Source organism: Deltaproteobacteria bacterium, assembly GCA_005879535.1.
GTDB lineage: Bacteria > Myxococcota > Myxococcia > Myxococcales > 40CM-4-68-19 > 40CM-4-68-19.
Genome location: VBKI01000053.1, coordinates 46,834 through 58,245, shown reverse-complemented (window position 1 = coordinate 58,245; position 11,412 = coordinate 46,834). Strand labels below are relative to the sequence as shown.

Here is an 11,412-nt window from a genome sequence, read left to right as displayed (position 1 = left end):
CAGACAGGTTCAGACGAATTTCAGCGACCGCAGGCCCCAGACGCACATCTTCAGCAGCATCCAGCCATGGCTGAACCGGCTGATGTTGGTAGTGCCGTAGGTCCTCGCCTGGTAGCGAATCGGCACCTCGACGATCTTGAGCTGCAGCCGCGCTGCTCCGAAGAGGAGATCGAAATCGCCGAACGGGTCGCGGCCGGCAAACTCCGCGCGAAGGCTGAGCAGACGTTGCCAGTTCCGCCGGCTGAGGACCTTGGTGCCGCAGAGCGTGTCTTTGAGCTGCTGGCCGAGGATGAAGGAGAAGGCGATGGCGAAGAAGCGATTCGCGATCAGGTTCAGGAAGCGCATCGCCCCTTCGTGCAGGGGGTAGACCAGGCGGGTGCCGTTGATGAACTCTCCTTTTCCGGACCGAGCGGCCTCGTAGAACTTGGGTAGATCGGCCGGCGGCACGGTGACGTCGCCGTCGAAGATCATCAGGTAGTCGCCGGTCGCCTCGTCGAAGCCGAGAAACGACGCGTCCTTCTTTCCCTTGCCCTTCTGCTTCAGGAGCCGCACCTCCGCGTGGCCGCGGTAGCGCTGCTTTTCGCGCTCAATCGTCTCCCAGGTGTCGTCGGTCGAGCCGCCCTCGACGAAGATCACCTCCACGCCGGTGCCCATCTTCGGCATCTCCTCGAGGATGCGGGCGATGTTCCCTGCTTCGTTGCGTGCCGGCACGACAACGGAGACCTTTCCCTCGGGATGGGGAGCGCCGGCGGCGCGCGCTACGTACCAGTCGCAAAGGCCGAACCAGGTGAGCCCGGGAAGCGCGGAAAAGAACCGGTTCGCGAGGGCAGTGAGAAGCGGAATTCCCACAGGCAACAGGACCCGCCTGCGGTGTCCAATCAGGTCGAGGTCGGCGAGCAGGAGCAGGTTGTTGACGTCGTGGAAGGAGAGCCAGTTCTCGTCCGGCGTACGCTTGCGCATCCCCAGCGCGTTCGCGAGCTGCAGCAACGGCTGCCAGAGCGCGTTGTAGGAGAGCAGGACCAGGCGCGTGTCGGACGTGCACCAGGGGCGGAACGCGGTGAGCAGATCCTGGATGTCGCTGGTGTAGCTGACGATGCCCTGGAGGAAGATGACGTCGTAGGGTTCGCTCTGCCCGTGCGCTCCGAGCATTTCCGCCACGGGATCGCCGGATGCCAGCCGCGTCGCATCGACGTGGAATGTCTCCACCCGCGCCGCCGTGAGCGCATGGGCGTAGGAATGGGGGCCGGCAGTGACCTCGAGTACGTGGTCGCCGGGACGCACCAGACGGTTGAGGACGCGCAGGGTGTCCTCTTCCATCCCCTTGCGCATGAACGCGCTGATCCGCGAGGCGATGCCCTTCGCGCGGGGCGCAGGTGCGATGCGATCCTGCGAGACCTGCGGCCGGGAGATCTTCGCTTCACCTACGGCTGTGGAAGGCGCATCGACGGGCAACGACACGGGCCCGTCTCAATAGAGCAGGGCCCTCGTCGAGTCAACGACAGGTCCAGTCCACGAACCCGGGCAACCAACCACCCGGATCGGCGGCACCGCTGCAGCATTCGGGCGCCCCGTCGGCCCATGCGCCGGCGGGAAGGCACGCGCACTGGTGCGTCGTGCAGGGACCCAGATCGAACTCGAATGGCAGGAGGCCCCAAGCGTACACCCAACCGTCGGAAGACTTCATATCGTAGGACGCTCCGAATTCATCCGTCACGCGAATCGCAAAGTCATACGACTGGTCCGTCGTCAATCCGGTCAGGGGCATTTCGAGCTCATAGAGGCTGTATGCCCCCGGTTCACGCTCCTTGCGGCCGATATGCGTGGCCTTGCGGGAGAAGGCTTGCCCCCGGACGACGACTTCAACTTCGACGTTGATCGCATCACCATCAGGCTCGCCCAACTCGAGGAGGAGCCTCGGCGTGCCGACGAGCGTGCACGAAGGACCGGGGCAAATGCCGACGTGGTGGTAGCCCTGATTGTAGGGCGCATCATCGCGGAGGAGGTAATGGTCGCCGACTCCGGCGTGCCATAGGGGCGGCTTGTTCCCGCGCTCCACCACCACGCGCAGCGAGGCGCTCGCCGATTCCGAGCCCGCGCTCGCCGTGACTGTGACAACCGTCTCGCCCGCATCCGGCCGCGCCGGCGAAAGCGTCAGGAGCGGGCCGGTCAGGCTGGCGAACGATGGAAGTCCTGTCGCGGAAAAGGTGACGGATTCAGGCACCTCGCCGACCACCATGAACCGCACCAGCCGGGTCTCCCCCGCCTGCATGGTGACGGTCGGGGCCTGACCGGCTCCGGTGCTCGACGACGACGCAACCTGAAGCCGAAAATGGGAAGCCTGCCCCGAACACGCGACCACCGCCGCCGCGACCAGGACCTGCACCCGAGCCATCGCCCCCTCCGAGCTTCGCGCCTCAGGGGAAGGGGAAGCACTGTAATGCGGGGTGTGAAGTGGACGCGACGAGGCAACGTCAGAAATTCGTCAGCAAATGCGCCCCGCGGACCATTCGGGGCTGCCCCTTTTCAAGCCGACCGGCGCGATCGCGGCAGCAGATCGAGCGCGCGGTACACGGCGACCAGCGAAAGCACGTGGAGGTAGTGCCGCCGGAGCGCAGCCCGCTCACCGGAGAGGGCGTGCCGCCGGGCAATTCCGTAAGCCTCCCATGCAGCGTCGGCGTAGCGCCCGCCGCTCTTCGACGTATCGTGCCAGCGGAACGTCGCCAGCGCCTCCGGGATGAAGGCTGGTTCTGCGATGCGGGCGAACCGCAGCCACAGGTCATAGTCCATGGCCAGGTGGTAGGCCTCGTCGACGGGCCCGGCCTCGAGGAACAGGTCGCGGCGAAAGAAGGTCGCGGGTTGCGGGACGAGGTCCTTCGTAAGCAGCCGCCCGAGGCTGTACTGGCGCCCGAGTCGTCGCTTGTACCAGCGGATGGCTCGGCGGATCTCGCGATCCTGTTCATCGACGATGCGGCACTCGCCGAAGCACCAGCGCGCGCCGGTGTCGCGAAACGTGCGGGCGACCCGGTCGAGCGCACCCAGCTCGTAGGTGTCGTCGGAGTTGAGCCAGGCGAGGACGCTGCCCGTCGCCCTCGCCAGCCCTTTGTTGATGGCGTGCGACTGGCCGCGGTCGGGCTCCGAGACCCACCACAGGCGGCCCTGGTAGCGGCGCAGGATGTCGACGCTCCCATCCGACGAACCGCCGTCCACCACCAGGTACTCGAGCTCGAAGTCGCCGCGCTGGGACAGCACGCTCTCGATGGTTCGTTCCAGGTACCGCGCCTGGTTGAAAGAGGGAGTGACGACGGTGAACTTCATCATTCCGTCTTCAGCTACCAGAACGCGGCGGGTGTGTGCTACACGGAGCCGCGCAGAGGCTTCGCTGCGAAACCGATGAGCGCGAATGGATCGTGGAGGCTGTGGCTCGGCTTCGTGGCATTCCTCACGTTCGCACGGGGCGTCCTGCTCGCCGGCCTCATTCCACCGTTCAATGGCCCCGACGAGCCGGCGCACTTCGACTACGTCCAGCGGCTGGGAGAGGATTTGCGCCTCCCCATCCCGAAGTCCGTTTGCGGGGGGTACAGCGCCGAGAACCGGGCGCTCACGGCGACCCTGAACGACCCGATCAAGTTCCGGCCGGAACGACCGATGCCGCCGTTGTCGGCATTCGTTGCGCCGGATCCCGATCAGCCCTCGTCGCGTGCCACGACCGGTTGCGGCCCCGCGTCCACCTATCCGCCGCTCTATTACGCGCCCGCGGCCGGAGCGTACCGTCTCGCGCGCCACGCGCCGTATCTGCAGCGGCTCTTCGCTGCGCGCCTTGCCTCGGTGGGATGGGGAGTCGTTACCGCCTGTCTCGCATTCCTCCTGGGTGTCGCCTGGTCTGGACGGGTCCGCGACGGGGCATTGCTGGGCATCATCGTGCCGGCGCAGCCCATGATCGCGCATCTCTCCGCGGTGGTGAACAACGATGCTGCCCTGATCGCCTGCGCGACCGGCGCGTTCGCGGCGGTGGCGTTGCTCGCGCGCGAGGGAGGGAGCCGGCGAGCATACCTTCTCCTCGTCGCAGCCACGGTGGCCGGTGGTCTCTCGAAGCCGCTCTTCGCGTTCATTCTCCCTGTACTGGGAGTCGCGGTCGCCCTCGTCCTCGGCCCGCGGCGCCTCGGATCCTGGCTCCGCGCCGCGGCAGCGCTCGCTCCGGCGGCGGTGTCGATCGTCGCCTGGTCGATCCGCGCTCGCGTCGCGGAGAACTTGCCGTCCACGCCGCACCCGCTGTCCTACGGCGAGATCATGGCGTGGACCATGACTCCGGATCGCCTGTACGTCATCTGGCACAAGACCTTCTGGATGTGCTGGGGATGGCTTGATACCTGGATTCACGACGACTATTACCGCGCCCTGGCGCTCAGCGTCCTGCTGGCGGTGGTAGGGTTCGCGCTGGCCTGGCGGCGCCTGGATGCCCGTGAGCATGCGGTGGCGTGGCTCGCCGCGGGAGGGACTGCACTCGTCCTCGTCGCCCTGCACGCGATGGAGCTGATCATCGTCCGCAAAATGGGCATGGGGCTGATCCAGGGACGTTACCTCCTGCCCTTGTTTCCGCTGCAGGCGCTCGGCCTGGTCATCGGGTTGCGCGCGCTGTCCCGCCGGCTCGGAGCGTGGATGGACGGCGCCTGGGCGTTCGCACCGCTGCTCCTGCTGATCGACGCGGCGGCGGTCGCGCGCGCTCTGGTCCGCTACTACGCGTGACGACGATCACACCAACCTTGAGTCTCGCCAGGCGGGCAGGCGCGACCGCGCTCGTCGTCGCGCCGGTGGCATGGGCTTGCGGTCTCTTCGCCCTGGATCTGCATCAGCGGCCCAAGGGGCGCCGCGCGGTTGCGATCGCGGGCTCCCAGGTCGAGGTGCTGCTCGAGGCGGAGCGCACGGTGGCGATTCCGCTTGCCGCCGATTCGATTCCATACCGCGCGGTGGCGGTGCGCTTCGAAGCGGCCGCGCCGGCGCAGGTGAAGCTGCGCCTCTGTGGACCGACGTCGTGCGACGACCGCGCAATCGAGGCGCGAAACGGTGACGTGGCAGTGCTGGCCGTGCCCAGCGAGGCGGCGACCGGCGGCGCCCTGTCTCTGACCTCGACGGTGGTCTCGGGAAGACCCGTCGCGCTTCGCGGAGACGGGGCCACCCCGGCCGTGGAAGTAATCCAGGGTTACAGCTGGCGCCTGCCGGCGCGGCGCGCACGAGAAGTCTTCCGGGCGATGGCGGGTGTTGACCTGTTCCTTGCGGCGCTGGGTGCGTGCGCTCTCGCGATTGCCACCGCGTTCGCGGCTTGTCAGGTGCTTTCGTTCCGGACGGCTGCAGCTGACGATCCCGCGCCGCCTCGGGACGCTGGGTCATGAGGGCATGCTCAGGCTTCGCTCGGGTGGGCGGCACTTGATCTGTCGCCGCGGAGGAGCTCGATCTCGGCGCGCAACAGCGCGCACTCCTGCGTGAGCCGCCGGGTACGTGCAGACACGAACGAGACACCCACCGTCACGGAAAACAGGTTCAGCAGCAGGTACAGGATGGTCAGGACGAACAGGGCGTTCGAAGGCACCTGGACGCCGAGCAGGTGCGCCGTCTCGAAGAGCAACTCAGGAAACGCGATCGTGACGAGTGCGACCAACGTGGAGAGCAGCCACAAGAGACTGTCGCGCAGCGTCAGGCGTTCCGTGCGCACCAGCCGAACCACCCAGCCGACGAAGACCAGCAACACGGCTGCGCCGAAGATGCGCAGCTGAGGGGAGATCGCTTCGGCGGATGTCATCTGGCGTCCCTCCGGTTTGGGTGTTGCGGCAGCAGGATCAGCGCCAGCGACACCTTCATCAGGTAGTAGAGCGTCTGCGACGCTCCGATGGAGCTGCGACCGTGACGCCGCGGCGCCATCTCGGTCGCCTGCTCGGTGACGCGCAGTCCGGCGCGGATGGCGATGGGAATGCTTTCTGGCTCGGGATAGTCGGAGGGGTACGCCCGCGCGAAGAGCTCGATGGCACGCCGCCCTGCGGCCCGCAGGCCGCTGGTCGGGTCACTCACGCGCGCCCCGCATCGCATCGCGATGAACCACGAGAGATACCTGATCCCCGCGCGGCGCAGCGCAGTCGACCTGAAGCCACCGGCGGTGAGGAAGCGCGACCCGATGACGAGATCCGCGCCGCCCTCGGCAATCGGCGCGAGCAGGAGCGGAACGGAGCGTGGGTCGTGCTGACCGTCCCCGTCCACCTGTACCGCGACTTCGTAGCCATGATCCCGCGCCCAGAGGTAGCCCGCCTGCACCGCGCCTCCGATGCCGAGGTTCACGGCATTCCGGAGCACCACCGCGCCGTGCGCCGCCGCGATGGCAGCGGTCTCGTCGTCCGAGCCGTCGTCGACGACGCAGATGTCCGCTGCCGGCATTGCTTCCCGGATCGCGGGCAGCAAGGTCGGGAGACTGCGCGCCTCGTTGTACGCGGGGACGATGACCAGCGCGCGGACGGTATCCTCCTTGGGAGCGCGGATGCTAGCAGGACCGACGAGGCATACCACGCGAAAGCTACGCCGTTCACGGCGCGAGGCCGCGGACCACGAAGTAGGCCCACGTGGACCGCGGCAGAACGGAAGCGGATCTCTCGGCCACTCGCAGGATGGCGGCGATCAAGCGATTCCGCCCTAATGCCGGCAGGCCCAGCCTGTAATGGAGGAGGACACGGGAAATCGGCAGCGGCTGCTCTCGTTCCATCGCGACTTTCGTGACTCCTGCCTCCCGAAGCTCCGTTCCGACCCGGCGCATCGTCGACTGCAGCATTCCGCGCTCGGGAGGGATGGCAACCGCCATCGCGGCCACCAGAGGGTTCCACGCGTTCGGCTCGATGACGGTGATCGACCCCCCGGAGCGCAGCACACGCAATGCCTCGGAAATCACCGCGCGGCGATCGGGCACGTGATGGAGAAGATCCCGGACCAGCACCGCATCGAACGTTCCGCTCCGGAACGGCAAGCACGCCGCGTCTGCGTTCGCGACGTGCGCTGCGGTTGCCGTGCGTGCGAAGCGGGCTTTCGCATGAGAGAAGTCCACGGCGAACAGGTCGAGATCCGCCTGCCCGTGCCGGAGATGAACGAGATTCGCACCCTCGCCACAGCCGATCTCCAGCATCCGCTCTCCAGGGCGCGGTTGCGCCCGTGCGAGGAGCGCGGCCTCGGTGCCCGCGATGTACGGCCCTTCCGTCTGCCAACGAAAATGCGGCTCGTCCACCTCCTGCCAGTACGACTTCTGCTTGCGCACGAACTCGACGGAATCGCCAGGTTCGCCGTCGCATCGAGGAGGCATGCGCCGCGGTAGATATCACGCAGCCGCAGACTTCAGCGACCATCCAATCAGCTTGTAAAGCATCCGTGCGCCGACGTTCTCGTCCCACTCGCTGCCGTCCTGTGCCGGCGCCACCTCGGTCAGGTCGAAGCCCACGAGCTTTCGGCCGCTCTTCACGACCGCTGCGATCAGCGACGTCGCCATCTGGAACGAAAGTCCGCCCGGCACCTTCGTGCCGGTGTGCGGGCAGAGTGCCGGGTCGAGGCCGTCGATGTCGAAGCTCACGTAGACGAGCTTCGGCAGCTTCGCGACGATCCGGCCGCACTGCGCTGCCCAGGACTCCCCGGCGAAGCGCGCTTCCGCCAGCTCCGCGTCGTAGAAGGTGACGATGCGGCCGCCGGAGGAAGCGATGCGCTCGTGCTCCTCCTCGCACAGGTCGCGGATGCCGACCTGGACCAGCCGCTCGATGCTCGTCTCGCGGACGACGTTGTCCATGATCGAGGCATGCGAGTGCTCGAATCCCTCGTACGCGTGCCGCAGATCCGCGTGCGCGTCGAAGTGCAGGACGCCCAGTCCGGGATACTTCGCGGCGTGCGCCGCGATGGCGCCGAATGAGATGCTGTGGTCGCCGCCTACCGTCCCCACGATCTTTCCGCGTGCGAGCCAATCCGCGCACGTCTTCTGCACCCACGCGTTCACCTCCCGCGAGACGGGATTGACGGTCGCCGGGTCGCGCCCGGACGGCGGCCGGAAGGAAGGCTCGGGCAACATGGCGATCCCGGCCTCATATGGCTTCCCCGTCTCGAGGTCCCAGAGGTCGACCTGGCGGCTCGCGCGCAGGATCGCGGCCGGCCCCTGCGATGTCCCTCCGCCGTAGCTGGTGGTCGCCTCGAACGGCACGGGCACCAGCACGACGCGCGCCGATTCCGGCGAGTGGTCGAGTCCGAAGATGCCCGAGTCGGGGCCAGCGGCGGCGTTGGGGTCGAAACTCATCCACTCAGCTCCCGAACCAGCTTGGGTCGCACTCCGGTCGTCTCCAGCAGCTTTTCCAACTCGGCGCGCGCGCCGCGGTGCTCGCGGTGCACGCGGCGGCCGAGGATCAGCTCGTTCTTCAGCGAATGCTCCCAGCCGGTCAACTCCGTGACCGTCACCTGGTACCCGCGGCTCTGCAGCGCCAGCGCGCGGATCACGTTGGTGAGGTGCGCGCCGATCTCGCGGCGATGGATGGCATGTCCCCACAAGAGCGGCCAAGGTTGCGGGGCGGCGTGCCGGTTCTCTTTCAGCTGCGCGGCCACCTCCGCCTGGCAACAGGGCACGACGGCGACGTGGTCCGCATCGTGGCGCAGAGCGAGGAGCAGCGCGTCGTCCGTCGCGGTGTCGCACGCGTGCAGGGCGAGGACCATGTGCACGCGCTCCGGCAGTTCGCCAGGAGAATCGCCGATACCGCCCCGAACGAAGCGCATCCGCGAGAAGCCGAGGCGCTCCGCGCGCTCCTGCCCGCGCGCGACCAGATCGGCGCGCGTATCTACTGAATAGATCACAGCGCTGGGATGCTCGCGCAGGAAGAGCTCGTACAGGACGAAGCCGAGATAGGCGTTGCCGGCGCCGGCGTCGACCAACACCGGGCTCGGATGCCGCTCGAGCACGTCGTCCACCGCCGGCGTCAGCAGCTGAACGAGGTGGTTGACCTGCTTGAGCTTGCGCAGGGTGTCGGCGTGAAGCGCGCCGTCGCGGCCGACCAGATGGAGCTCCTTGAGCAGCTCCACCGACTGCCCGGGGAGCAGCTCGCGCCGCACCTGTTCGCCCTTCACCTGACGCATCGCCCTCGCCACGTACCACAGGATGTCGTAGAGCAGGGCGCGATGCTGTTCGCGGTCTGCGCGCCGGGTCTGGAGCCGGTCCTGGCGTCGGAGATGCGAGCGCTCGGCCTTCCTGGGCGCGCGCTGGCGGGCGGCGTCGAAGTGGCAGGCGGGTTGTCGGAAGCGATGCGGCTGAACCTCTGGCTGCGCACGGCAAGCCGCGTGCTGCTGCGGATCGGCGAGCCCTTTCGCGCCACGACCTTCCCGGAACTGGTGCGGAAAGCGTCAGCGCTGCCGTGGGAACGGTTCCTGCGCAAGGATACATGCGCGGCTTTCCGGGTGACGTGCCGCAAGTCGCGGCTCTACCACTCGGGTGCAGTAGCGCAGCGGCTTCACGCGGCCTTGGAGGCGAGGGTCGGTTTCAGGATTTCGCGCGTCGAGAGTACCGGCGAGGAGGCGCCGGCGGACGCGCAGCTTTTCCTCGCCCGCTTCGACCACGACGTCTGCACCGTCAGCGTCGATTCCAGCGGCGCACTGTTGCACCAGCGCGGCTGGCGCGGGCCTCAGGCGAAGGCACCGCTCCGCGAGACCCTCGCGGCTGCGCTGCTCCTCGGCGCAGGCTACGACGGCGAGGAACCATTCTGCGATCCGCTCTGCGGATCCGGGACCATCGCCATCGAGGCCGCGCTGATCGCGATGCGCCGTGCACCGGGCATCGCGCGCAGGTTTGCCTTCCAGCGCTGGCCGGAATTCTCCGCGCGGCAATGGGAACACCTGACCGTTGCCGCGCGGAAGCAAGAGCGTCCTGTCACCGTGCGTATCGAGGCTTCCGATCAGGACGCGGGCGCCGTCGAAGCTACGGCCGAGAACGCTTCCCGCGCGGGAGTGGACATCGACATCCTCCAACGGCGGCTCGCGGACCTGACTGCCGACCCGGGCCGCGGACTGATTGGCTGCAATCTGCCCTATGGAGTCCGCATCAACGCCGACGTGCGCCGCCTTGCGGCGGAGGTCGCGGACGCCGCTCGGCGAAGACCGGGATGGCGGATCGTGCTCGTCAAGGCGCAGGCAACAGCGCCGGTGCCCTCCCTGCCGCTCGCGACGTTGCTGCGGACGAAGAGCGGTGGAATTCCGATCGAGATGCTCGTCTCGGCGTAGGCGGTCTCAGCCGCCGATGCGGATCATCGAGCGGCCCGCGTGCCCCGGGCCCTGGTGCAGCGCCACCAGCTCTTCGGCCGGCGCATGGCCCGGCTTCTTCGCGCGCAGCCCGTCCTCGATGAGCCGCGCCATATCGGCGTCGGTGGCGCCCGCGCGCATCGGCCCGCGCAGATCGATCTCGCCTTCGTCCAGCAGGCACCAGCGGAAGTGCCCGTCCGCGGTCAGGCGGGTCCGGTTGCAGGTGGCGCAGAACGGCTCGGTCATGCTGGAGATGATCCCGATGCGACCGCGGAAGTCGCGGCCGTTCCTCTCGCGTACCCGGTAAACGCGTGCGGTCTCGGCCAACCCGATCTCCTCCAGCTCGAGTTGCTCCTCGAGCCGCGCGCGGATCGCCTCGGCGGGAAACATCCGGAGCCGCTCGCCCCAGTGATTTCCCTCGAATGGCATATATTCGATGTAGCGCATCTCGATGGGCGCATCGAGAGCGAACGCGCGCGCCAGATCGACGAGCTCGTCGTCGTTCACGCCGGCCATCACGACCGCGTTCACCTTGACGGAATCGAATCCCGCCGCTGCTGCCGCGCGAATCGCCGCGATGGTCTCCTCGCACCCGTCGCGCAAGGTGATCTCGCGGAAGCGCTCGGGACGCAGCGTATCGAGCGAAAGATTGACCGCGTCGAGCCCGCCGGCGCGGAGGCCGTCGAGGTGCTGCCGCAGGAGCAGCGCATTGGAGGTCATCGCCAGCCGCTGCAGACCGTATGACTTCAGCCTCCCGAGACGCGCCACCAGATCGTCCACCCCGCGGCGCACCAACGGCTCACCGCCCGTCACGCGGATCTTGCGAACGCCCAGCCGCACGAACAGCGTCGCCAGGCGCTCGATCTCCTCGAAGGAGAGCAAGTCGCCTTTGGGCAGCAATGCCACGCCTTCCTCCGGCATGCAGTAGCGGCAACGGAGGTTGCACTTCTCGATCACCGAGATGCGCAGGTACGTGTGCGCGCGGCCGAACCGGTCGAACAATCCCTGCGCCCGCGCATCGGCCCTTGCAACGAGCCCGAGCGACGCCGCGTCGAGAGGGCGGGGCGCGGAAGACACGACGGGCAGGGGGCGCGCGTCCACGGCCGCTGTGTATAACGCTTCCACGCT

Annotated in this window: 12 protein-coding genes; 3 read left to right on the top strand and 9 right to left on the bottom strand. The window is 67.9% G+C overall.

The genetic code is table 11. The annotated features are described in order from the left end of the window. Positions 1–9: 9 nt before the first annotated feature. From E6J58_07425 to E6J58_07415, 3 genes are all read right to left on the bottom strand, one after another. Positions 10–1,458, bottom strand: a complete 1,449-nt coding sequence (locus tag E6J58_07425; protein ID TMB39241.1) for a glycosyltransferase family 2 protein — start codon at positions 1,456–1,458, stop codon at positions 10–12. A gap of 34 nt (positions 1,459–1,492) precedes the next feature. Then, complete coding sequence (locus E6J58_07420) at positions 1,493–2,392, bottom strand: hypothetical protein (GenBank protein ID TMB39240.1); 900 nt, start codon at positions 2,390–2,392, stop codon at positions 1,493–1,495. A 131-nt stretch (positions 2,393–2,523) separates the two neighbouring features. Continuing rightward, a complete protein-coding gene (locus E6J58_07415) occupies positions 2,524–3,315 on the bottom strand; it encodes a glycosyltransferase (GenBank protein ID TMB39376.1) in 792 nt (263 codons plus the stop codon). A 75-nt stretch (positions 3,316–3,390) separates the two neighbouring features. On the opposite strand from E6J58_07415, the gene E6J58_07410 reads away from it, so the two are divergent. Further along, positions 3,391–4,743 (top strand): DUF2142 domain-containing protein, encoded by a 1,353-nt coding sequence (locus E6J58_07410; GenBank protein ID TMB39239.1) that lies wholly within the window; start codon positions 3,391–3,393, stop codon positions 4,741–4,743. A 17-nt stretch (positions 4,744–4,760) separates the two neighbouring features. Next, a complete protein-coding gene (locus E6J58_07405) occupies positions 4,761–5,387 on the top strand; it encodes a hypothetical protein (GenBank protein ID TMB39238.1) in 627 nt (208 codons plus the stop codon). Between the two features lie 8 nt (positions 5,388–5,395). On the opposite strand, the gene E6J58_07400 is transcribed toward E6J58_07405, so the two are convergent. Genes E6J58_07400 through E6J58_07380 form a run of 5 tightly spaced genes read right to left on the bottom strand, consistent with a single transcriptional unit; the run spans position 5,396 to position 9,129 of the window. Beyond that, positions 5,396–5,794 (bottom strand): DUF2304 domain-containing protein, encoded by a 399-nt coding sequence (locus tag E6J58_07400; protein TMB39237.1) that lies wholly within the window; start codon positions 5,792–5,794, stop codon positions 5,396–5,398. Next, the gene (locus tag E6J58_07395; protein TMB39375.1) at positions 5,791–6,522 is read right to left on the bottom strand and encodes a glycosyltransferase family 2 protein; all 732 of its coding nucleotides are present in this window, start codon (positions 6,520–6,522) and stop codon (positions 5,791–5,793) included. The genes E6J58_07400 and E6J58_07395 overlap by 4 nt, the downstream gene beginning before the upstream one ends. Before the next feature lie 43 nt (positions 6,523–6,565). Beyond that, a complete protein-coding gene (locus E6J58_07390) occupies positions 6,566–7,330 on the bottom strand; it encodes a methyltransferase domain-containing protein (protein ID TMB39236.1) in 765 nt (254 codons plus the stop codon). Positions 7,331–7,345: 15 nt separating this feature from the next. Next, entirely contained in the window at positions 7,346–8,302 is a 957-nt protein-coding gene (locus tag E6J58_07385; GenBank protein ID TMB39235.1) for an agmatinase family protein, read from the bottom strand. Continuing rightward, positions 8,299–9,129 carry an SAM-dependent methyltransferase gene (locus tag E6J58_07380; GenBank protein ID TMB39234.1) on the bottom strand — a complete coding sequence of 277 codons (831 nt, stop codon included), beginning with the start codon at positions 9,127–9,129 and terminating at the stop codon, positions 8,299–8,301. The genes E6J58_07385 and E6J58_07380 overlap by 4 nt, the downstream gene beginning before the upstream one ends. On the opposite strand from E6J58_07380, the gene E6J58_07375 reads away from it, so the two are divergent. Continuing rightward, positions 9,052–10,266, top strand: coding sequence for a class I SAM-dependent RNA methyltransferase (locus E6J58_07375; GenBank protein TMB39233.1), 1,215 nt, complete (start codon positions 9,052–9,054; stop codon positions 10,264–10,266). The genes E6J58_07380 and E6J58_07375 overlap by 78 nt on opposite strands. Before the next feature lie 6 nt (positions 10,267–10,272). On the opposite strand, the gene moaA is transcribed toward E6J58_07375, so the two are convergent. Further along, a complete protein-coding gene (moaA, locus tag E6J58_07370; GenBank protein ID TMB39232.1) occupies positions 10,273–11,409 on the bottom strand; it encodes a GTP 3',8-cyclase MoaA in 1,137 nt (378 codons plus the stop codon). Positions 11,410–11,412 lie beyond the last annotated feature (3 nt).